Source organism: Rheinheimera fenheensis, assembly GCF_039871805.1.
GTDB lineage: Bacteria > Pseudomonadota > Gammaproteobacteria > Enterobacterales > Alteromonadaceae > Alishewanella > Alishewanella fenheensis.
Map to the genome: position 1 here is coordinate 1 of NZ_JBDPJM010000011.1, position 23,156 is coordinate 23,156.

The window sequence follows — 23,156 nt, forward strand, 5'->3', positions numbered from 1 at the left end:
GCGTCCCCTAGGGGATTCGAACCCCTGTTACCGCCGTGAAAGGGCGGTGTCCTAGGCCTCTAGACGAAGGGGACGCAAAGACATTCATTCTAAAAGTGCAGATTAATTGGCGTCCCCTAGGGGATTCGAACCCCTGTTACCGCCGTGAAAGGGCGGTGTCCTAGGCCTCTAGACGAAGGGGACGCACGAAAAAATCTTGGTGGAGCTAAGCGGGATCGAACCGCTGACCTCTTGCATGCCATGCAAGCGCTCTCCCAGCTGAGCTATAGCCCCACACTTTTATGTTTTTAACCAACTTGCGTTAGCGCTGAACACGGGGCGCATTCTAGGGTGCCACTGAAAATGTGTCAACAATTTTTTCTACAGGTTTTTTCGTTCGGCCATTTTTTAAACGTCACGCTGCATTAATCGACACTTTTCGCCTGAAATTACAGCAGTTATAATAACTTAGCCAATAAATAGCATCCGCAACCCACTGAGAGAGCCTGCAGTAGAAGTTAAAAACTCTTGGCTAACTTTATCAGTAGGATCGTGTTTCCAGCATTTTTTGTATACACTAACGGTAGGCTAATGAGTGGGTTTGCACTCAGTGTCACTATAAAGGAAGCGTCATTATGTACGAGAAGTACTATGGGTTCAGGGATCGCCCATTCCAACTTACCCCCAGCCCACACTTGTTTTACGCCAGTAAATTGCACAAACGAGCTCTGGCCTATCTGCAATATGGCTTATCACAAGGTGAGGGATTTATTGTGATAACCGGCGATGTCGGCACCGGTAAAACCACTATTGCTAATCAATTACTGGCGCAGTTAAACCAGGACGAAATAATTGCCAAGCAAATTGTCACCTCAAAACTTGAACCGGATGATTTGATCCGAATGATTGCCTCCAGTTTTAATCTGGTGGTGACGGAACACAATAAAGCCAGTTATCTTGACGCCATATACAGCTACCTGAAACGGTTACATGCCCAGCACCGTCGTGCCTTGTTATTAGTGGATGAAGCTCAGAATCTGCCTTTAGCAGCGATTGAAGAGCTCAGAATGCTGTCTAACTTCCAACTTAACGGCAAACCTCTGCTGCAAAGCTTTCTGTTGGGGCAAAATGAGCTTAATGCCATTATTCAAGCGCCAAACATGGAGCAGTTTCGTCAACGTATCATTGCCTCTTCAAACTTATCGGCTTTCGCCGAAGAGGACACTAAAGCCTATATTCAGTATCGGCTGCAACAAGCAGGCGGCCAAAGCAGCCTGTTGTCAGAGGCATGTTACCCGTTGATACAGCGATACAGCCGCGGTATACCACGTAAAATAAATACGGTGATGGATCGTATTTTGTTGTTTGGTTACCTGGAAGAGCAGCCGGTCATCAATGACGATGCGGTACAAATGGTGTTAGACGAACTGGCGCAGGAAATTGCCAATCAGCCAGCGGTCGCCATGCCAGTGGCCAGCCAAACTCAGACCTCAGCCACTTCAGCATCCTCTAAAACCATGCTACATGAGCTTACCGCCATGTTAGACAATGAGCTGGAGCAAAAGCTAAAGATGGCGAAAGAACTGGACGCCTTGCTCAAACGGCAACAGCAACTACTAAATAGCCGCGACAACAATGACAGCACCGATTAAAGGTGCTGTTAAAAGCGTTGATTCAGGCTCAGCCAGATGCGGTCTTCTGAGATATCCCGACTAGCCAGGGTAGAATCACGTTCGATACGACGAAACATTGCACTGACATCTGCCCTGCTGTTCAGCTGGTATTTAATACCACCCTCTAACGACACATTTTTATCGGCTCGTTGTTCGGTGCCATAATCAATATCGTAGTAACGTGCGTTTAGTAGCAAACTAGCATGGGGCGTTAAACGCCAGCTGGATTGTAACGAGATAGTATCTCGCTCACTCTGTCGGCCAGATTCGACATAATCATCTTCGCTGCGACTAACCAACAGATTTAATGCCAGCCTGTTGCGGTTGTAACCGGCAGCAAAAGACGCTGACCGCCGATTAATAATTTGCTCAGATAGCTCTAGTTCGGTACCAAATAACTGGCGAAAGCTTTCGCCAGTTTGCAGCTGATAGTTGTTTGTTGGCGGACGAAAGCAATCACTAAACTGCGCGGCCGTGTCAGGGCAAACGAAAATGCCCAGATCTTCTGTTATTTCATCAAGAGTTGATAAGGTTTGTACTGTGTCAGACAAGGATAAACGTAACGACAAGAACCGTAATTGATAACTGCCCTGCACCACGGCAGTGCGCCCGGTATAGCGCCGATCCAAGGTATAGGATAGCGATGTGCGTCGGCTGGGGGCCAAAAACACCTCTGCCGCGGTATAGGTTTCACGCACTTTGAAATCAGGAGAATCATTAGGGGTAATCACCGCCCGGTTTCGGCTGACGCTGATGCGTGATGCCCGGCCAAATTTATATTCCAGCCCTGCACCATAAGAGACAAACTTATTGTTGTAACTGCGTCCGGCATCGTTTTGGTCATAACTGCCGCGCACTATCGCCGATAAATTACGATACAGCGGCACGCCACCCGTTGCTGCGGCTTGTTTAGCCGTGAAACTTTCGCCACTGTCACGATCTGTCTTACGATAGCTGCCACTGGCCTGCCAAAACAACGTAGAGTGGCGGTCAGCACTGCCCATTGCCAGGGTTGTGGTATAAGCGTCGTTATCAAAATTGCCAAAGCCATCGTCAATATCTGGCGCGTCTGAGCGCAAACGGCGATAATCCAACCCCAGCAGGCTATACACATCGGCATTAGCCCCGGTAGACAGACTCATATTTGCGCCAAGGCTGGATGTTTTGGATAAATTATCAGACCCGGTAATAATGTCAGAAAACACGCCAACCTGTGAATTGCGAATACGGTGTGCCGAACTGGCACTAAGCCCCACTCTGAAACGCTCATCCAAGGCACTAAGTTGACTACGCCAGTTATAGCTGGACAAACTTTTATGCGAGCGCTGGCTGTCGTCGTACCAAACTGATTCGTTCTTCAGGCTAAGCGCAGAAGATAATTGCCGCCCCGTGACATTAATCCCTAATGTGGGTGATAAAAGCGCTGCCAGCCCCTTATCCAAACCGCCACCGGTCTCATCCTGTCGCAACCAGAAGCCATAGCCACTTGCTGTTACAGCGGGTTTTATCTCCACCTCTGCAGCTGTTACTGAGGCCACGCCTGTCAGATTTAGCACCAGCAACATCAGGGGTACCCTTACGGGGATCAGCTGCATTTTTTCCGTTCTAATTGGCGCCATAATAATAGCCGTAACCATAGCCTTTACCCTGATTACGATGGGCTTTATTAATTAAAAAGCCGGTCGCAATATCTTTTGGTAGTAACGCTACCGCCTGCTCAATTTCTGAGAGCTTAGTATGGTTTTCCTCGACGACGATAACCGCTTGCCCACACATTGACGCCATAACCGCCGTTTCGTTGACACCCAATAGCGGTGGTGCATCGAAAATAACAATACGATCGTGGTAGCGGGTGGCAAACTCGTTCACTAACATTTCCATCCGTTCACTGGCTAGTAACTCAGTCGATAAATGATGTGGCCGCCCGGCCGTGATAATTTTCAACCGCTCAACATTGGTGCTCAACATAATGTCAGACACGCTAATTTTGTCGGACAACAAATAGTCTGTCAGACCGACATCATGATGAATTTGCAAGGTTTTTGACACACTTGGTCGCAATACATCACTGTCTACCAGCAGCACTGTTTTATCCTGCTCCAGGGCAATACTCAATGCAAGATTAATGGCAGAGAAGGTTTTTCCCTCACCGGGCCGTGAACTGGTGACCAAAATAAGGTTAGGATGCTTAAGTGTCTGACTTAAAGCACCCACAGCGTTATTAATCAGCTTACGTTTTATTACCCGGTATTCTTCGTTAATCAGCCGCCGTTCGCTGGACAGCGAAACAAAGTTACGTTGCTCTAGTTGTTGTAAATTAAGCGTTACCGCTGCTTTATGCTCTCGTGCCGGCTCGACCCGTTCATGAACCGGTGACACAGTTTCAGCCTGAGTTAAAACCTCTGGTTTTACAGATACTCCAGCTGCCGGCTCAATAAATACGTCTTGCTGTGCCGGGCTATGCTCCTGCTGGGCACGCTCAATCGACGTTTCGCGAGGTTTGGCTGGGAATTCTGACTGTTTATTAATGGCTTTTTCAATAATACTCACCGGATCACCCTCAACAACAGTTCAGCTGAACGTCCAAACAACACCTCATTACTGAGCAGCGCGGCATAACACAGCAGCAAGCCGCCACTTAACAAGGCAAAATAGACAAAATGCATTCGCACCTGACGCAAAATGGCCGCTTTCTGTGTATGAGAAACTACGCCAAATACAGGTAGATCAGTAATACTGTGCAACTGCGAAGCGCGGGTTAATACCGGCGAAATCAGACTGCGTAAGAACGCCATAAATACGCCGGCACCAATACCAACAACCAATACCAGTGTATAAAACAAGCCCCGGTTTGGCCCTGATGGCGTTAATGGCACCCTTGGCGGTTCAATAATATTGAACTGCACATCCTGTTGAGACGCATCGGCTCGACGTGACAGCTCAGCTGACTCACGTCTGGCCAGCAAGGCTTCGTATTTTGACTTGGTAATATCGTAATCGCGGTTAAGGCCGGTAAACTCGGCCTCAATCTCCGGTATAAGGTTAAGCTTACTCTCAAGGTTCGCCACAGTGTCTTCAAAGGCTTTAACTCGCACCCGCGCCGAAGCAACCTCGGTTTCCAGCCGGGCAACACTGATCCGTAACTCCTGATACACCGCATTCTGATTTAACCCTGCGCTTTGCTGCGGATTTTCTGAGGAAAACTGCGCCATGGCGGTCAATTCTTCCTCACGTTGTTGCTCCAGTTGCGCCAGCAAACGTTTAGTTTCCAGCACATCGGGATGAAACTCGGTATAACGGATCAGCAAGTTATCCAACTGTGACTGTAAACTGCGGATCCGGTCATCAAACTGTGTGGGTTGACGCGAGGCACTGCCAGACGAAAATGGCATTACGCCAAATACCGGCTCTTCCCCCTCCAATTGACTACGCGCAGAGCTAAGCCGCGTCTCCAGCTCTCGCAATCCAAGGCGGGCCTCTTCAAGACGCTTTTTTTCGCTGCTAATCTGGCCGTAGTAATCACTTTCATTACCCGGCAGTAAACTTAACCGGTTCTTTTTAAAATCCGAAAGTCTGATTTCCGCTTCCATTAAGCGACGCTCATAATCCGCGATCTGCTCATTTAAAAAGCGCTCTGCTGCCTGAGAGTCCGCTCTGCTGGAACCAAGCCGCCCTTCAACAAAGTTGTTTAACGTCTCTTGTACCACTTTCAATGCCAATTGAGGTTGGGGGTTGCTGTACGCAATAACGTAGATATTTTCGCGCCCCGATGCGGATATTTTTATTTGCGACTGCAAGCTATCTATCAGGCTCTCAAATGACTTGTCATCTTTAGCCTGGATATCTAAATCGGTTGCACGGGCAATTTTTTCCAGATTTGGCCTGCTAAGTAAGGTACGGGCCATCAACTTAATTTCATCATCGCTGTTGGTTCGCAGCGCCAGGCCTTGCAGCAAAGGCTGCAATACCGTACTGGTTTCAACATATAGCTTGGCGTTGGCTTCAAAGGTGGGTGGCATGTTGTAAACAAAAAACCATCCCGCCGGACATACCAGCCAGGCGGTTATAACAATATAGCGGCGTCTTAACCACACTCCCTGTAGATAAGTTTGCACCTGCTCTATGGCTTGCTGCAGTTCTCTCATTTATCACTCCCTGAACTGTTACTGCTTTTCTGTGACTTCGTCTTTAAAACCAAGCCTCAGGAATTATCACGACATCTCCTGGCAACACGTCAACATTAGCGCTGATCTCTCCCTCCCGGATCAGATCATCCAGCCGTAATTCAAATGTCTGCTGTTTACCATCAACCACTCTGACAAGCTTGGCAGCATTACCATCAGCAAATTCTGTCAGGCCGCCCACTTCAATCATCAAATCCAGTAATGTCATATACTGATTGTAATTAATCGCTCTGGGGTTGGTGGCAGCACCAATAACACGCACCTGCTCACTGTAGGGACCAACAAAATTAGTAACCGATACCGTAACTACCGGATCGCGGATGTATTTACTTAAAATTGCCTCCATGTCGCGGGCGATTTGCGTAGGCGTTTTCCCGCTGACAGGCACATCCTCAACCAACGACGTTGAAATTTTGCCATCAGGTCTGACAATAAAGGTGCCGGACAACTCAGGGTTGCGCCAAACAAAAATGGAAACGTTATCGAGGGGGCCTACCAGATACTGATAGTTTTCAACTGAGGTAGTAAGGGAACTCTGCACTGTGGCGCCCGGCAAGGTATTGCTACTGCAACCACTGATAAATAAACAGAATAACACCCAAAAACCGCACATTCCTTTAGCAGATCTTGCCATCATAATACTCGTCCTTATGCTGATGCCTAACTAATATAACTTAAAAATTTACGCTTGTGCTGCAAAAAACGAAAAATTAATTTCTGTTTTTATTTTAAAATAGTATAATTAACGAGCTAACTTTTGCAGTATAGTAGCTTTGCTGTCCTGCAACAGCCTGAACGCAATGGATGCAACAAGGATGTCGTTATGAGTAAAGCAAGTCGTTACGGACGAAATACGATTGCCGATAAGCTGTTTTTACTGGGTGAAGTAACCTTACTTTTAGCCGCCAGTTTGCTTGCCAGTTATCTCCATGATAAGTACCTCTTTGCTGTCGCACTTGAACACCAGCTGCTTAACGCTGTGTTGTTTTCTGCATCGGTGATGCTGTGCGCGCTGTCAGTCGGCTTGTATGATCAAAAACTACGGGAAGGCCGCAAAGGCATAATAAAACGCGTAGTCATAACCCTACTGTTTAACGCTATCTTACTTGAGCTGATGGTTTTTCAGTTATTTCCGACATTGCATATTGGAACCACTTATTTGGCGGGTGCGTCGGCACTGGCTGCGATCTTTCTGTCAGGCTTCAGGGCTTTTTTCCACTACCACGATATTACCCGCATCAGCCGCCGGCGCGTGTTAGTGCTGGGCGCTGGCGAGCGCGCTTCTATTATTGAAAGGCGCATGCGTCGCAGTGTCGACAAACGCAACTTTGATATTATTGGGTTTGCGCCGATAGAGGGTGATAAAGATGCAGGTATCCCTGCTCACCGCTTGGCGCATTTCGACTACAAGAATGACTTGTTTCAGTTTGTGCAGGAGCACCGCGTCGACCAGCTGGTAATAGCCTGTGATGAACGGCGTAACATGTTACCCGTTGAGCATTTATTTAAATGCAAAACGCGCGGCGTTGATGTGATTGAAATACTGGATTTTATCGAGCGCGAAACCGGCCAAATTGCGGTTAACCTGATATACCCAAGCTGGGTGATCTACGCCAACGGCCTTGAACTAAACCACGGCTTTAAAACCAACCTCGATTACAAGCTTAATGTTGTCCTAGCAGTGTTAATGCTGGCCGTAACCTGGCCAATCATGTTGATTACAGCGCTGTGTATTTATTTGGAAGATGGCTATAAAACCGGAGCTTCTATTTTCTACAGGCAGCTGCGGGTTGGTTATGACGGTAAACCCTTTTATATCGTTAAGTTTCGCAGTATGCGTACCGACGCGGAAAAAAATGGCGCGCGCTGGGCAACTGAAAACGACGACAGGGTCACCCGTGTCGGCCGTGTGATTCGTAAGTACCGCATTGATGAGTTACCCCAGCTGTTAAATGTATTGGCAGGTGACATGGGCTTTGTTGGCCCCCGGCCTGAACGTCCAGAGTTTGTTAATGAATTAGCAAAAGACATCCCCTATTACAACCAGCGTCACAATGTGAAACCTGGCTTAACCGGCTGGGCTCAGCTGAAATATCCTTATGGCGCCACTGCAGAGGACGCTCAGGAAAAGCTCAAATTTGACCTGTACTATATTAAACATCGCAGCCTGATGCTGGACTTGATGATCCTGGTCAGAACCGTGGAAATTGTACTATTCGGCAAAGGGCGCTAGTGATAATGCAGTTAGCAGAGCCAAGAAGTAATGCACTGACCGTTGATGTCGAAGACTATTTTCACGTGGCTGCCTTTGATGCCACCATAAGCCAAACTCAGTGGCATAACTTGCCACAACGGGTTGAGCGTAATACTGATATTTTATTGCAACAATTTGCTGACCATCAAGCAACAGCCACCTTTTTTGTGCTGGGTTGGGTAGCCGAGCGTTTCCCACAATTGGTAAAAAAAATTCATGCTGCCGGTCATGAGGTAGCCAGTCATGGATATGCCCATGCTAAAGCCACAGTACAAAGCGCCGCAGAATTTCAGCAGGATATACGCCGCGCGAAAGCGCTTCTGGAAGATCTGACCGGCGAAGCCGTACTGGGTTACCGCGCACCCAGCTTTTCTATCGACAAAACGAATGAGTGGGCTTTTGCCCTGCTAAAACAAGAAGGCTACCTATACAGCTCCAGTACCTATCCGGTGGTGCACGATTTGTACGGCACGCCGGAATGGCCTCAGCATCCTCACAAACGCGATGAAGGTATTTGGGAATGCCCTATGCCAGTGCTTAACAAGGCTGGCAAACAATGGCCAATAGCTGGCGGTGGTTATTTTCGTCTGCTGCCTTATTGGTTGAGTAAAAAGTGCATCGACAGCTACCTGAAGCATAGCAGCACGCCTTATATGTTTTACTTCCATCCATGGGAAATCGACCCTGGACAACCCAGATTTAATCAGGCGCCAATGAAATCGCGATTCAGGCACTATACCAATCTAACGCGGATGGAGGGCAAACTGGTGCGGCTATTACAAGATTATAAATGGCGCAGTATGCAGGAAGTTTATCAGCCATACTTTGTATAACGTAGTAAGGGATTAAGATGTATCAGCTGAATACATTGTCGCTCAGGGACGAGCACGCCATAGCATGGGATGAGTTTGTCACCGCACAGCAGGACGGTACTTTTTTTCATTTAGCCGCCTGGCAAGATGTGATTAGTGCGGTAGGCCATCAATGTTATTACCTGTATGCCACTGTCGCGGGCAATATCAAGGCCGTGCTGCCTTTGGCCCGGGTGAAAAGCCGCTTGTTTGGCGATGCGTTAGTCTCAACCCCCTTTTGTGTGTATGGCGGGGCCGTAGGTGAAGAGGCCGGCAAACGCTTTTTAGAGCAAGAAGCCGTGAAGTTAGCACAGCGTCTTAAGGTGCAACATCTGGAGCTACGCTACAAAACAGCGCAAGATAATCAGCTTATTACCCGCAGCCAGCATGCTTATTTCGCCTGCGAGCTGGCAGACAGCCCGGAGAGTATTTTAGCCGGCATCAAGAAAAAGCAACGTGCCGTTATCCGTCACGCCCTGAACGAATCTTTAAATTTTACGCTTGATAAACAAAGCGATGACTTTTACCAAACCTATTCAGAAAGTGTACGCAACTTAGGTACTCCGGTGTTTAGCAAAACGTTTTTTAACAGTATTTTGCAGGCATTCCCGGCACAGAGTGAAATTTTAACCGTGCGTAAGCAGCAACACCCCGTGTCATCGGTACTGAGTTTTTATTTTAAGGGCGAAGTCCTGCCTTATTACGGCGGCGGTATCAGCGAAGCAAAATCGCTGAAAAGTAACGACTTCATGTATTACCAACTGATGTGTCATGCCAAAGAAAACAAGGGCTGTAGCCGATACGATTTTGGCCGCAGCAAAATAGACTCAGGCGCCTACCAATATAAAAAGCATTGGGGCATGACGCCTGTTGAATTGCCCTATCAATACCAGCTGATTACAGCCAGCGAGTTACCTAATTTAAGTCCGAACAACCCAAAATATCAGCTATTTATAAAACTGTGGCAAAAGCTGCCGTTAGCTGTTAGCCAATGGCTTGGCCCTCAGCTGTCGAGGTATCTGGGATGAAGCAGCCAAAGCCGCCGTTACTGTTGTTGGTACATCGTATTCCTTATCCGCCAAATAAGGGCGATAAAATCCGCTCGTTTCATTTACTCAAGGCATTAAGCGAGCGTTATCAGGTACACCTTGGCTGCTTTTATGACGATGACTTTGACCAGCAATATATCAGTAGCCTGCAGCAATGGTGCGAAACAGTGTGTTGTCTGAAACTGTCCAAATGGCGGGCGATGTTAACCGGCCTAACGGGCTTTCTCAGCGCCAAAGCAGTAACACTCCCCTACTACTACCAACGGCAAATGGCGGCCTGGGTCACGGCGACTCAACAGCGTTATGGTATAGAAAAGGTGTTGGTGTATTCATCATCGATGGCGCAGTACGTTGACAGTACCCATTTTGCCAAATTAACCCGGGTGATTGATTTTGTTGATATTGACTCAGATAAATGGCGCCAATATGCCAGTAAATCCAGCGGCATTAAAAAATGGTTTTACCAACGCGAAGCGCACTTGCTGCAGCAATATGAGCTGGCGATTTGCCAACGCTTTAACCGCAGTTTGTTTGTATCGGAAGATGAAGCCAGCGCCTTTCGCAACCTGCTGACGCCCGATTTACAGCCCAAGGTACTGAGTTTACTTAATGGTGTTGATACAGATTACTTTAGTCCCGATGCGTCTATACCGCTGCCTGAGCCGTCCTTGCCGGCAAATTTTATTGTCTTTACCGGTGCGATGGATTATTGGGCCAATGTCGATGCAGTATGCTGGTTTTGCCAACACGTGTGGCCGGTGTTACGCCGGCATCAACCCGATTTACAGTTTTGGATTGTTGGGGGTAAACCCACGGCTGATGTCCAGGCCCTTAGCCAACAAGCTGGTGTAGTTGTCACCGGCAGAGTGCCTGATGTACGGCCCTATCTGGCCGCAGCGCGCTTTGCTGTAGCGCCGATGTTAATTGCCCGCGGTATTCAAAATAAAGTGCTGGAGGCCATGGCCATGAACAAGGCTGTGGTTTGCAGCGCTATGGCGATGGAAGGCATTAATGCCCCACGCAATGCCAACGCCGTTGTTGCCGACGGCGTCGAGCAGTTTAGCAAAGCCTGCTTGCAGCTGCTGTCGGAGCACGCAGCACCCACAAACCGGCAATGGATCCTGGAGCATTTCACCTGGCCTCATACACTGGCAGCTTTGCCCCGTCTTATTGAAGCGGAGTACCCGCTATGACAGTCGGCATGCAGCGCACGCTCTGGCTGGCCACAATGGCACTGCTACTGGTGATCTACAGCTTACTGTACGCCAGTACCTGGCTAGATATGGAGCGGGTTTGGCGCAGCTCTGCCACCTATAACCACTGCTATTTAATTTTACCGATCAGCCTGTATTTCTTTTGGCAAAAGCGGCATCAGCGGCCACGGCTCAGTATTAACCCGGGCTGGCTCTGGTTCCCGCTGCTGGCTATCGTGCTGCTGCAAGCCATCTGGCTATTTGGCTACGCGGCTGACCTGGCGCTGCTGATGCATGGTGCAGCTGTGTTAAGTCTGCAGGCTGTGATTTGGTTGCTGCTAGGCAATCAGCGCAGTTATCAGCATCGTTTCGCGCTGGCTTACCTGATTTTTCTGCTGCCATTTGGCGAGGAGCTGTCACCCTTTTTACAAAATATCACCGCTGATCTGACGGTGATGATGCTGCATCTGGTCAATATTCCGGTGTACCGTGAAGGCTTATATCTGGCGACACCGGTTGGCCTATTTGAAGTCGCCGAAGCGTGTTCAGGTTTACGGTTCTTAATTGCAGCGCTTGCCATTTCAGTGTTGTTTGCTCATTTACACTATCGCAAATGGTACAAGCAGCTGCTGTTTGTCGGCTTTATGGCTGTATTGTCAGTGCTGGCCAATGGTGTGCGGGCCTTTATGCTGGTGTTTATTGGTGAAAAGTCTAACATGCAGCTGGGGTTTGGTGCAGATCATTACCTGTACGGCTGGCTATTTTTTGGTTTAGTGCTGTTAGCCGGCTTTTGGCTTGGTGCGCGCTTTGCTGATCCGTTTAGCACACCATCAGCGGCGGAAAAACCGCTGCCAACTACTCAGACAACCTCGTTGCAACTGTCGTTTCCGTTAATAGCAGCCATCGGCATACTGGCACTTACCCTTAGCTTTCGTGCCTCACTTCATGTCCGTGCTGCACCGTTACAGGCAGTGCAGCTTAACCTGCCCTTCGCGGCATCCAACGCAGCAACATCTGACTGGGGGATCCACTTTAACAACAGCCAAAGTTACATCAGCGCGCAGGACGAGCACAATATTGACTATTATTATGCGCAGTATGCTAACAAACAGACACAAGGCGAGCTGATAAACTGGAGTAACCAGTTGTTTAATAAGCAAATCTGGCAAATAAAGCAGCGCGCGCATTACGGCGATTACACTGTATTGGAGCTACGTAACCTTACAGGCGAATATAGAACAGTAGTCTATTGGTATCAGGTTGGGCAACGTCGCACTGCCTCTGAGCTTACCACCAAGCTTTATCAGGCGAGCACTTATTTGGCGGACGACAGCTCAACGGCGGCGGTTATTGCCACCTCAAGCCAGGGCAAAATGACTGAGCCAACTGTCAGCGCCCTGCTGTCTGCAGCCGGGCGCCTGACTGAGTTTACCCGAAGCAACGCACAGCATCAGAGTGCTAACGATGACTGAGCAGCAACCGGTACATATTGCCCATGTCATCTGGCACTTTAGCACCGGTGGGCTGGAAAATGGCGTAGTAAATTTAATTAATCATTTACCCCAGGCCCAGTATCACCACAGCATTATTACGCTTACCGGCCACGACCCGACATTTGCCGCTCGTATAGCCACAACCAATGTCCAGTTTTATTGTTTAGATAAAGCACCCGGCCATGACTGGGGCACCTTTCGCCGGTTAAACCAGCTGCTTAAACGCCTAAAGCCCGATGTACTGCACAGCCGAAATCTGGCCACGCTGGAGCTGCAAACTGTAGGCTGGTGGCGCAAGGTGCCGCTGCGCCTGCATGGTGAGCATGGTTGGGACAGTGCTGATATCGGCGGCAGCAGCAAAAAAAACCAGCTGATCAGGCGCCTGTTTCAGCGCTTCGTTAACCACGTTATCTGCCTGTCTGCGGAATCCGAGCATTATTTGCGCAGTAAAATCGGCATCCCGGCAGCAAGGCTTAGCCGCATTTGTAATGGTGTCGATGTTAAGCGCTTCGCCAACGCCGCGCCGGTACAGCTTTGGCCGCACGCAACAAGCATTTCGCCTGTGCTATTTGTCAGCGTTGGCCGCCTGGCGACAGTAAAAAATCATACTTTGTTGCTGCACGCTTTTGCCTTATTACAACAGCAAGCGCCACAATTCAGTGACAGAGCCCGTTTGGTACTGGTAGGCGATGGCCCATGCCGGACTGCACTGGAACAGCAAAGCCAGGCGCTTGGCATTTGCGACAAGGTCCACTTTAGTGGCGAACGTCAGGATATTGCCAGTGTAATGCAAGCTGCAGACGTCTTTGTGTTGCCCTCGTTAGCCGAGGGCGTGTCCAACACTCTACTTGAGGCGATGGCGGCAGGCACCCCGGTTATTGCCACTGCGGTAGGCGGCAACCCGGATTTGTTACCAGAGCAGCTTACCGCCACTAATCTGGTGCCCACAAATGACGCCCCGGCCTTAATGCAGGCAATGCTTAGGTACCTTAAGCAGCCACAAGCATTAAAAACCGACGCAATGTTGGTAAAAAACCATTGCCATCAGCACTTTAGTATAGATACGATGGTAAACCGCTATAAACGGATTTACGACTTAACAAGGACGCAACGCTAACCATGTGTGGTATCGCAGGAATTTATCAGCTGAACAGTCAGGAGCAGCCTGACAGCGCCATTCTCAGCAAAATGAATGACAGCCAGTGGCATCGGGGCCCCGACGCCGGCGACTATTTTTACGGTCCGGGGGTTGGCCTGGCGCACCGGCGTTTATCCATTATCGACATTGCCGGCAGCCCGCAGCCGATGCAAAGCACCAATCAACAAGCCTGGATCGTGTTTAACGGTGAAATATATAACTACCGTGAACTACGCCAGCAGTTGCAGGAAAAAGGCCACCAGTTTGCCACCGTGGGCGACACCGAAACCATTCTCAACGCCTGGCTGGAGTGGGGCCCAGACTGTGTGCAGCACTTACGGGGTATGTTTGCTTTTGCCATTTGGGATAAAACCCAGCAATGCCTGTTTTTAGCCCGCGACAGGTTGGGTGTAAAACCGATGTTTTACAGCCTGCTGGATAATGGTCAGTTTTTGTTTGGCTCCGAGCTTAAAGTGTTGCGCCAACACCCAGAGTTTGTCCATCAGCTGCGCGACAGCGCCATCGAAGACTACTTTAGCTTTGGTTATGTGCCAGAGCCACATACCATTTATCAGCACAGTTACAAATTGGCGCCGGGCCATACGCTACTGCTGCGCTTTGGTGATAAGCAGCTGCCTGAACCCAAACAATATTGGGATGTGCCAAGCCAATGGCAACATAGTTTAAACGAGCAGGAGCTTAACGAAGATATTATCCGCCGTTTACGCGAAGCCGTGCAGATCCGTCTGGTAGCCGAAGTGCCACTGGGCGCGTTTTTATCTGGCGGTGTCGACTCCAGCGCCGTGGTCGCGATGATGGCCGGCCTGCAAGACGAGCCCGTCAACACCTGCTCTATTGGCTTTGACAGCCCGGAATTTAACGAAACGGACTTTGCCCGTCAGGTTGCCGCCCGTTATCAGACAAACCATCACGAAGATATTGTCAGTCAGGACGATTTTCAACTGCTGGATAAACTGGCCGACTTATACGACGAACCTTACGCCGACAGCTCTGCCATTCCAACCTACCGCGTATGTCAGATGGCACGTAAGCACGTTACTGTCGCCTTAAGTGGTGACGGTGCAGACGAGCTGTTTGCCGGTTATCGCCGTTATAAATTACACCTGAATGAAGAGCATTTGCGCCGCGTGCTGCCGCTGTGGCTGCGCCGGCCGCTCTTTGGCTTCTTAGGCAAGGTGTATCCCAAGCTGGATTGGGCCCCCCGCTTTTTGCGGGCGAAAACCACCTTTCAGTCACTGGCACTGGACACGGTAGCGGCATATCACAATTCTATTGCCATTATGCGCGATGATCAGCGCCAACGGCTGTTCTCCCCCCGCTTCAAACAACAGCTGAATGGCTATAACTCGTTACAGGTATTTCGCCGTTATGGCGACAAGGTGCAGCATTTAGATCCGATGAAAATTGCCCAATATCTGGATATGAAAACCTATCTGGTCGGCGATATTCTCACTAAGGTTGACCGCGCCTCGATGGCGCATTCGTTAGAAGTCAGGGTGCCGTTTTTAGATCACAAATTTGTCGAATGGGCCTTTACCGCTGAGTCAAACGCTAACCTGCGTGACGGCATTGGTAAATACAGCTTAAAACGCGCACTGGAACCCTATTTACCGACAGATGTGCTGTACCGCAAAAAAATGGGCTTTGCCGTGCCACTTGCTGAGTGGTTTCGCGGCCCGCTACAGCAAAAGCTACAGGATAAATTGCTGTCAGAGGCCATGCAGCAAAGCGGCTACTTCAATATGGCTGAGATCCGTCAACTACTGAGCGATCATCAACGCGGCTTAAAAGACAACAGCGCCATTCTGTGGACCTTGCTGATGTTTTCCGCCTTTTTGGAGCGCGCCAGCTTATGAAAGTCCTGCATATTTTCGATCATTCGCTGCCGCTACACAGTGGTTACACCTTTCGCTCGCGTGCTTTGCTAACCCAACAGCACAACATGGGCTATCAAACCTGTCATGTCACCAGCCCAAAGCATCCGCACAGCGACAATGCAATTGAACAGGCCGATGGCTTAAGCTTTTATCGCACCAAACCTTATAGCAGCTGGTTCTGGCGCCTGCCGGTGTTGAAAGAGCTGGCCGTTGTACTCGCTTTAAAGCAGCGCATTTTAGAGGTGATCCGGCTGGAGCAACCGGCTGTGCTGCACGCTCACTCGCCAGCATTAAATGGCCTGGCGGCACTTTGGGCGGCCAAGCAAGCAAAACTGCCTGTCGTCTATGAAATCCGCGCCTTCTGGGAAGATGCCGCCGTTGATCATGGTAGCTGCGAAGAGGGCGATCTGCGTTACCGGCTAACCCGGGCGCTGGAAACCTATGTCGCCAAACGCGCCGATGCCATTACCACCATTTGTCAGGGCCTGAAGCAGGATCTGGTTGAGCGCGGTATCGACAGTGAGAAAATTACCGTTATTGCTAACGCGGTCGACCCGGGCCAGTTTAGCCGCATCAGCGAAAAAAACCTGCAACTACAACTGCAACTTAAACTAAAAAACAAAAGAGTGCTGGGTTTTCTCGGCTCTTTTTACGGCTATGAGGGCCTCGACTTATTAATTAAAGCCCTTAAGCAAATTCGCCAAACGCTGCCGGATACCTGCTTGCTGCTGGTAGGCGGTGGGCCGCAACAACAGGCGCTTCAGCAGCTCGTGCAGCAACTGCAGCTTGAAGATGCGGTGATTATGCCTGGCCGGGTACCACATCAGGAGGTGATGAAATATTACAGCCTGGTCGACTTGCTGGTGTATCCGCGTAAAGCCATGCGCCTGACTGAGCTGGTTACGCCACTTAAACCGCTTGAAGCAATGGCCCAGGGTATGCCGCTTCTGGCCTCAGATGTTGGCGGCCATCTGGAGCTGATTGAACATGGTAAAACCGGCTGGTTGTTCCAACGCGATAATGTTGATGATTTAGCCGAGCAAGCTATCCGTATTCTGAAAAATATCGATGATCACCAGCAGATCATTGAAAATGGCCTTGCCTTTGTCAGCAACGAGCGCAATTGGGCAGCCACCACCCGGCCTTATCAGCAACTGTATGCAAGGCTGTTAAATGACAGCTGAGCTAAAGGGTATAAAGTTGTGTCTGGTTGGGCCTATACCTCCACCGGCCGGTGGTATGGCTAATCAAACCCGTCAGCTACAACAACTATTAGTGCAAGCCGGCACACAGGTAGAGCTGGTGGCGGTTAACGCGCCCTATCGCCCGGCTTGGGTAAGCGGCCTGCCCGGTATTCGGGCACTGTTTCGCCTGTTACCTTATCTGGTGCAGTTATACCGCGCTATTGGCCGTGCTCAGGTGGTACATGTCATGGCGAACTCTGGCTGGTCCTGGCATTTGTTCGCCTGCCCGGCTATCTGGCTGGGCTGGCTGAGAAACAAGCCCGTTATCATCAACTATCGCGGTGGCCATGCAGAAACCTTCTTTGCCAAAAGCTGGCGCATGGTGCATTTTTCTTTGCGCCGGGTCAGTAAGGTGCTGGTACCTTCGGCATTTTTACAGCAGGTGTTTCAGCGTTATCAGTATCCCAGTGCCATAGTGCCGAATATTCTTGATCAGCAACTGTTTCATCCCGTGGCTACACCCGAAGCACTCAGCGCCATTGATAAAGCCAGCGCGGTGCATATTATAGTCACGCGCAATCTGGAAGCGATTTACGATGTTGCAACGGCGATAGCGGCATTTGCCCTGGTACGCCAGCACTATCCCAATGCGCAGTTAAGTATCGCCGGCAGTGGCCCGCTACTCAGCACGCTGCAGCAACAGGTGCAACAGCTTAATTTAACCGACGCCGTGCATTTCACCGGCCGGCTGAGTATCGAGCAAATGGCCGGGTTATATCAAAGTGCTCATCTGCTGCTAAATACCAGCCGGGTCGATAACTCGCCCAACTCGCTGATAGAGGCGATGGCCTGTGCCGTACCTGTGGTATCAACCCGTGTGGGTGGCATTGGCCATCTGGTGCGCGATGAGCATGATGCCTTGTTGTGTGAACCCGGCGACGTCGCCGCCCTGGCCAGCGCGTCGATAAAGCTACTCTCCTCGCTCACGCTGCGCCAACACTTGGTGCAGCACGGCCTGCAGAACAGCCAACGCTTTCACTGGCGCGATGTCAGCAAACAGTTGGCCCAGCACTATCACGATGTGCTTAACACGCAGCGCATGGCAATAGCTGACAGGGAGTCCGATTAAATGACATCGTTGTATACCCGCTTTATCGCGCAGTTGATATTTCCACTGCAGGAGTGGCTGAAAAAGCACGACACGGTGCGCCGGCACCGTGCATTAGAGCAAAGCCAGTGGCTGCCGCTTGAGCAGTTAACCGCGTTACAAAACATTGCACTTCAGCGTTTTGTAAGCCAGGCTTATCAACAGGTACCCTATTACCGCGAATTGATGCAGCAACTAAAGCTGACACCGGCAGATATTCAAAGCAGCGCCGATCTGGCCAAACTGCCCTTTCTGACCAAAGACATTATTCGCCAGCAGTTTGACCGGTTAAAAGCGGCTGATGCCGGCCCGTTAAAACGCTTTAATACCGGTGGCTCCAGCGGCGCGCCGTTGATATTTATGCTGGGTAACGAGCGGGTATCACATGATGTCGCCGCCAAATGGCGGGCAACCCGCTGGTGGGGTGTAGATATTGGCGATAAAGAAATTGTCGCCTGGGGCTCACCGATTGAATTAGGCGCGCAAGATAGGGCCCGTGTAATGCGCGATTTGCTGTTTCGCTCACAGCTTATTCCGGCCTTTGATTTAACCGAGCAGAAGCAACTGGCCTTTTTACAGCGCATTATCGACAACAAACCGAAAATGCTGTTTGGCTACCCCTCGGTTTATCATCTGCTGGCACAAACCGCCCAAAAGCATGGTATCGATATGACCAGGCTGGGTATAAAAGTGGTGTTTGTTACCTCAGAGCGGCTTTACCCTTACCAGCGCGAACTGATTGAGCAGGTCTTTGCGGCACCGGTAGCCAATGGCTATGGCGGGCGCGACGCCGGTTTTATTGCCCATCAGTGCCCGGCCGGCGGTATGCATTTGTCGTTTGAAGACATCGTGGTAGAAATTATCGACCCGGCAACAGGGGCCGTGCTGCCCGATGGTCAGTCTGGTGAGATCGTCGTCACACACCTGGCCACCTCAGAATTTCCGTTTATCCGCTACCGTACCGGCGACATCGCCACCCGCTCAACCACGCCTTGCCGCTGTGGGCGCAGCCTGCCGCTGCTGGACGCTATTGAGGGGCGCAGCACGGATTTTGTTATCGCCGCTGATGGCACCATGATGCATGGCTTAGCACTGATTTATATTCTGCGTGACATCAGTGGCATCAGCGCCTTTAAAATCGTGCAGGAAAGCCTGAATCTGACGCGGGTGCAACTGGTGTGGCCGCAGGGCGAGCTACCCGCGGATGTCAGGGCGCAAATTTGCGCTGGCATCAAAGCCCGCCTGGGTGAGTCTGTAAAGGTTGACATAGAACAGCTGGATGAGATAACGCCGGAAAAATCCGGTAAATATCGTTATGTGGTGAGTAAGGTAAGCGCATGATAGACAGTTTTTATTTGCTCACGGTCATCGTATCGGTGTGCTATTTGTTTTACTGGGCTGACAAGCAGGATAAACCCTGATGCGTGATTTATTACTGGTCGGCTTTTTATTTGTCGCTATGTACTTTTGCTTTAAACGGCCCTTTATCGGTATTGCCGCCTGGACCTTTATTGCCCTTTTGGCACCGGCTAACTGGGCCTTTGGTTTCTCCAATGATTTTCGCCTTAACCTGACCATAGTGCTGGTTACCACACTGTCTTATCTGTTTGTACAAAAACAAAAAAAACTGGCGTTTAATGGCATCAGTTTTTGGATCTTTGCCTTTGCTATCTGGACGCTCATCTCATCGATAGACGCGGTAGATAAAAACTACGCGCTGGGTTATTGGAACCAATTTATTAAAGTGCTGCTGCTGTACTTTTTTATCACCTTTATTGTCAGCAAGAAGCTGCATATCGACACCCTTATTTGGGCTATCGTGCTGGCGGTGTGCTCCTATGCCGCCATGGAAGCGGTAAAAGTGGTACTGTCTGGCGGCGGCCATATGGTTACCGGGCGCTCTGGCGCACTTAGAGACCGTAACGATTTTGCTGTTGCCATTAATATGTGTTTGCCGCTTATTCTGTACCTGATTTATGTGACGAAACATCATTATCTGAAGCTCGGGCTATGGGGGCTGTTTTTTGGCAATATCGTCGCCGTCGTCGGCACCGGTTCGCGGGGTGGCTTTATCGGTCTGGCCATTTTGGCCATCGCCTTTTGGTGGACATCCAAACGCAAGCTCCTGTGGTTGCTGTTGGCTGCTTTAGTCTTGCCTACTGCGTATCAGTTTACGCCAGAGCACTGGCGTGAGCGGCAAAGCACCATTCAGACCGCCAGCACTGACGATGCCTCGTTTATCGGCCGGCTGTGGGCCTGGAAAATCTCGGTGATGATAGCTCGGGATAACCCGTTAACCGGCGGCGGCTTTAAAGCGGTAACTGAGCCGGTGCTCTGGTACAGTTACGCGCCCTACACGCCCTTTTTTGGCCCGATTGAAACCCCACCCATCCCGCCAAGTGTGGATCCCAAAGCGGCACACAATATTTACCTGCAGGTATTGGGCGATCATGGTTATATAGGCTTGTTTTTCTTCGGTATGACCTTACTGAGCATGCTGCTGCTTAATGTCCGTAATGGCCGGTTAGCCAAACAGCATAACCAGCTGTGGTGCGTTAAATTATCGCATGCCATTACGCTGTCGCTGGTGGGCTACGGCGTTACCGGAAACAACGTTAGTCTGGCCTATTTTGATTTGATATATGCAATCGCCGGCATTATCAGCGTCATTGCGGTGTACAAACTGTATCAACCGGCACCGGCACACCCCGTCTCACCAACCTCAGTGGCTGGTGGGCATTCTAGCCGCGGAAACAGCTAGTATGAGCGACATTATCTCCCGCACCCGTAGTGCATTTCGCTGGACGCTGGCGCTTCGCATTATGTCGCAGCTCTTCACCTGGTTTGTGTCGCTGTTTGTTATCCGTTTTTTAACTCCCGCCGACTACGGCATAGTGGCTATTGTCGAGACTGTTTCGATGTTAGCGCTGCAACTTGCCAGCGCCGGTCTGGGGAATGCCTTAATACGACAGGACAATCTGGATAAGCTGTTTATCCGCAAAGTGCTGGGTTTATTAATTCTGTTCAATCTTACATTGGCGCTGTTGCAGTGGTGTAGTGCAGAAAAAATTGCCGAGTTTTATCAGCAGCCACAATTAGGTCAGGTGTTGCAAATTACTGCCATCGCGTTTTTATTTAGCCCCTGGGCGACGCTGGCATCGAACTTACTGGCGCGTGAGCTTAATTTCAAAAGCCGCGCCAAAATAGACCTCAGCGCCAGTGTTATTGGCAGTGTGTTGGCGCTAACATTGGCTTATAACGGTATGGGGTTTTGGTCACTGATATTGGCTAATCTGGCTGTCACAATAATGCGAGCCATTGGCTACACCGCCGTGATGAAAACACTGTATTTGCCTGCCATTAATTTTAGCGGCACGGGCGATGCGATTAAATTTGGTGCAACGCTTACGGCCACCGGCTTGCTGTTTACCCTGTTTATGAAAATAGACATTTTAATTGCCGGGCAGTTTTTACAACAAAATCAGTTGGGTATTTACGCAGTGGCCTTCCACCTGGCCCTGTTACCGCTGGCCAAAGCCATGCCATTAGTAAACGAAGTGGCCTACCCGATGTATGCGGCCATCCGCCATCAGGAGGGCGAGTATGCCCGGGTGTTTTGTTATATTTTTCGCATTATTACCGTGTTTAGTTTCCCGTTGTTTTATGGCCTGGCAGCGGTGGCTGAAGATGCCGTTTTGCTAATTTTGGGCGACAGCTGGCAGCAATCGATATTGCCGCTGCAGCTTATTTTACTCACCGTACCGCTACGTTTAGCCACTAACCTGTTTACGCCACTGATGAAAGCGCTGGGCTACCCGTCAACGGGGCTTATCCACGTCAGTGTCTCTTTAGTGGTTACGGCTATCGTTATTTACCTTGCTGCACCTTATGGCGTAAATGTGATGGCGGCATCCTGGTTAATCAGTACACCGTTATTCTTTTTGTTCGCCCTGCAGCTGTGCACCCGCCGGTCAAAAATTCCGTTTGGTACTATTATTGTTGCACTGGCACCACCGCTATTGGCCTCGTTAGTGATGTTTGTCATGATCTTGGGCTTTAATCACCTTAGCGGCGATGCATTACCACGTTGGCTAAATTTACTGATTACTGTGATAATGGGCGCGTTAGTGTACTGCGCAATCTTATGGATAGGGTTTCGTCAGCGCTTTACCGAAGCGCTGAAATTCAGGTTGTAATCAAGGACGATACATGAAGCTGTACTATTTTAAAGATCCCCATGGCAATTTTGGCGACGACTTAAACCCCTGGCTCTGGCAGCAGTTATGGGGTGATATTTTTAACGAGCACGACACAGACTTGTTCGTTGGCGTTGGTACCTTGCTTAATCACCGCATTCCCGCTGCCACGGGTGTTACCGTATTCGGCTCTGGGCATGGCTATGGCGAGTTACCTAAACACCACAAAGACTGGACATTCTATGCCGTACGCGGCCCGCTAACAGCAAAAGCCTTTGGCTTGCCTGACGAGCTGGCCATTACCGATCCGGCCTCGTTAGCGCCCCGCTTTCACAAATACCGCGGGCCCAAATTACATAAAGTTAGTTTTATGCCGCACTGCGAAAGTGCACGGCTGGGCGATTGGGCCAAAGTTTGTGCCCTGGCAGGCATACATTATATTGACCCTCGCCAACCGTTTTTACAGGTGTTTGATGCCATTTGTCAGTCAGAGCGCTTGCTGACAGAAGCCATGCACGGCGCCATTTTAGCCGACTCGTTCCGTGTGCCTTGGGTACCGGTTAAAGCCTACCGGCACATCTCCGAGTATAAATGGCAAGACTGGTTTATGTCGGTTGGGCTTAACAGCCCGTTCCAGGCGCTCAAGCCGGTATGGCGTGGCGATGATCACCTAAGCACCACATCACGGCTGAAAAACCAGCTAAAACGCGGTTTGCGTCATACGCCTTTGTGGCAAAAAAGCTGGGGCAATCCACCGCCAAAAGCCTCAACACTGCGCCAGATAGAACAAACAGCCAGCGAGCTACGTCAGCTGTGCCATGCTAAAACATATTTAAGCACTGATGCAGTATTTGCCGCCAATACCGAGCGGCTGTTAGCAACGGTGGCGCGCTTCAAACAAGATCAGGGAGTTTGAC

18 protein-coding genes and 3 tRNA genes are annotated in these 23,156 nt (G+C 50.1%); 14 read left to right on the forward strand and 7 right to left on the reverse strand.

Annotated features, from left to right (window positions below; genetic code table 11):
* Position 1 precedes the first annotated feature (1 nt).
* From ABGI61_RS13945 to ABGI61_RS13955, 3 genes are all read right to left on the reverse strand, one after another.
* Positions 2-74 (reverse strand) — tRNA-Glu (locus ABGI61_RS13945).
* A 33-nt stretch (positions 75-107) separates the two neighbouring features.
* Positions 108-183: transfer RNA gene (locus ABGI61_RS13950), tRNA-Glu, on the reverse strand.
* Between the two features lie 14 nt (positions 184-197).
* Positions 198-273, reverse strand: a tRNA-Ala gene (locus ABGI61_RS13955).
* Between the two features lie 341 nt (positions 274-614).
* On the opposite strand from ABGI61_RS13955, the gene ABGI61_RS13960 reads away from it, so the two are divergent.
* On the forward strand, positions 615-1,631 hold the full coding sequence (locus tag ABGI61_RS13960; protein ID WP_347602098.1) for an ExeA family protein: 1,017 nt from the start codon (positions 615-617) through the stop codon (positions 1,629-1,631).
* A gap of 8 nt (positions 1,632-1,639) precedes the next feature.
* Here the strand turns inward: ABGI61_RS13960 and ABGI61_RS13965 are convergent, their stop codons facing one another.
* Genes ABGI61_RS13965 through ABGI61_RS13980 form a run of 4 tightly spaced genes read right to left on the reverse strand, consistent with a single transcriptional unit; the run spans position 1,640 to position 6,473 of the window.
* Positions 1,640-3,271: a TIGR03016 family PEP-CTERM system-associated outer membrane protein gene (locus ABGI61_RS13965; RefSeq protein WP_347602100.1), complete on the reverse strand. Its 1,632-nt coding sequence runs from the start codon at positions 3,269-3,271 to the stop codon at positions 1,640-1,642.
* Positions 3,258-4,202, reverse strand: a complete 945-nt coding sequence (locus tag ABGI61_RS13970) for an XrtA-associated tyrosine autokinase (protein ID WP_347602102.1) — start codon at positions 4,200-4,202, stop codon at positions 3,258-3,260. The genes ABGI61_RS13965 and ABGI61_RS13970 overlap by 14 nt, the downstream gene beginning before the upstream one ends.
* Entirely contained in the window at positions 4,199-5,797 is a 1,599-nt protein-coding gene (locus ABGI61_RS13975) for an XrtA system polysaccharide chain length determinant (protein WP_347602104.1), read from the reverse strand. Before ABGI61_RS13975 ends, ABGI61_RS13970 begins: the two co-directional genes overlap by 4 nt.
* Before the next feature lie 43 nt (positions 5,798-5,840).
* Positions 5,841-6,473 carry an XrtA/PEP-CTERM system exopolysaccharide export protein gene (locus ABGI61_RS13980; protein ID WP_347602106.1) on the reverse strand — a complete coding sequence of 211 codons (633 nt, stop codon included), beginning with the start codon at positions 6,471-6,473 and terminating at the stop codon, positions 5,841-5,843.
* Between the two features lie 186 nt (positions 6,474-6,659).
* On the opposite strand from ABGI61_RS13980, the gene ABGI61_RS13985 reads away from it, so the two are divergent.
* The 13 genes from ABGI61_RS13985 (at position 6,660) to ABGI61_RS14045 (ending at position 23,155) form a co-directional block, all read left to right on the forward strand.
* Positions 6,660-8,069 carry a TIGR03013 family XrtA/PEP-CTERM system glycosyltransferase gene (locus ABGI61_RS13985; protein ID WP_347602108.1) on the forward strand — a complete coding sequence of 470 codons (1,410 nt, stop codon included), beginning with the start codon at positions 6,660-6,662 and terminating at the stop codon, positions 8,067-8,069.
* A 5-nt stretch (positions 8,070-8,074) separates the two neighbouring features.
* Entirely contained in the window at positions 8,075-8,923 is an 849-nt protein-coding gene (locus ABGI61_RS13990; RefSeq protein WP_347602110.1) for an XrtA system polysaccharide deacetylase, read from the forward strand.
* Between the two features lie 17 nt (positions 8,924-8,940).
* Positions 8,941-9,969 (forward strand): FemAB family XrtA/PEP-CTERM system-associated protein, encoded by a 1,029-nt coding sequence (locus ABGI61_RS13995; RefSeq protein WP_347602112.1) that lies wholly within the window; start codon positions 8,941-8,943, stop codon positions 9,967-9,969.
* Positions 9,966-11,183, forward strand: coding sequence for a TIGR03087 family PEP-CTERM/XrtA system glycosyltransferase (locus ABGI61_RS14000; protein WP_347602114.1), 1,218 nt, complete (start codon positions 9,966-9,968; stop codon positions 11,181-11,183). The genes ABGI61_RS13995 and ABGI61_RS14000 overlap by 4 nt, the downstream gene beginning before the upstream one ends.
* A complete protein-coding gene (xrtA, locus tag ABGI61_RS14005; protein ID WP_347602116.1) occupies positions 11,180-12,655 on the forward strand; it encodes an exosortase A in 1,476 nt (491 codons plus the stop codon). Before ABGI61_RS14000 ends, xrtA begins: the two co-directional genes overlap by 4 nt.
* The gene (locus tag ABGI61_RS14010) at positions 12,648-13,793 is read left to right on the forward strand and encodes a TIGR03088 family PEP-CTERM/XrtA system glycosyltransferase (protein ID WP_347602118.1); all 1,146 of its coding nucleotides are present in this window, start codon (positions 12,648-12,650) and stop codon (positions 13,791-13,793) included. Before xrtA ends, ABGI61_RS14010 begins: the two co-directional genes overlap by 8 nt.
* Positions 13,794-13,795: 2 nt before the next feature.
* Positions 13,796-15,691: an XrtA/PEP-CTERM system amidotransferase gene (locus tag ABGI61_RS14015; RefSeq protein ID WP_347602120.1), complete on the forward strand. Its 1,896-nt coding sequence runs from the start codon at positions 13,796-13,798 to the stop codon at positions 15,689-15,691.
* Positions 15,688-16,896 carry a TIGR04063 family PEP-CTERM/XrtA system glycosyltransferase gene (locus tag ABGI61_RS14020; protein ID WP_347602122.1) on the forward strand — a complete coding sequence of 403 codons (1,209 nt, stop codon included), beginning with the start codon at positions 15,688-15,690 and terminating at the stop codon, positions 16,894-16,896. The genes ABGI61_RS14015 and ABGI61_RS14020 overlap by 4 nt, the downstream gene beginning before the upstream one ends.
* The gene (locus ABGI61_RS14025; protein ID WP_347602124.1) at positions 16,886-18,025 is read left to right on the forward strand and encodes a glycosyltransferase family 4 protein; all 1,140 of its coding nucleotides are present in this window, start codon (positions 16,886-16,888) and stop codon (positions 18,023-18,025) included. The genes ABGI61_RS14020 and ABGI61_RS14025 overlap by 11 nt, the downstream gene beginning before the upstream one ends.
* Positions 18,026-19,384: a phenylacetate--CoA ligase family protein gene (locus ABGI61_RS14030; RefSeq protein WP_347602126.1), complete on the forward strand. Its 1,359-nt coding sequence runs from the start codon at positions 18,026-18,028 to the stop codon at positions 19,382-19,384.
* Between the two features lie 79 nt (positions 19,385-19,463).
* Positions 19,464-20,804, forward strand: a complete 1,341-nt coding sequence (locus tag ABGI61_RS14035) for a putative O-glycosylation ligase, exosortase A system-associated (RefSeq protein ID WP_347602128.1) — start codon at positions 19,464-19,466, stop codon at positions 20,802-20,804.
* 1 nt (position 20,805) lies between these two features.
* Entirely contained in the window at positions 20,806-22,239 is a 1,434-nt protein-coding gene (locus tag ABGI61_RS14040; RefSeq protein WP_347602130.1) for a lipopolysaccharide biosynthesis protein, read from the forward strand.
* A gap of 13 nt (positions 22,240-22,252) precedes the next feature.
* The gene (locus tag ABGI61_RS14045) at positions 22,253-23,155 is read left to right on the forward strand and encodes a glycosyltransferase family protein (protein WP_347602132.1); all 903 of its coding nucleotides are present in this window, start codon (positions 22,253-22,255) and stop codon (positions 23,153-23,155) included.
* The last annotated feature ends 1 nt before the right edge of the window (position 23,156 follow it).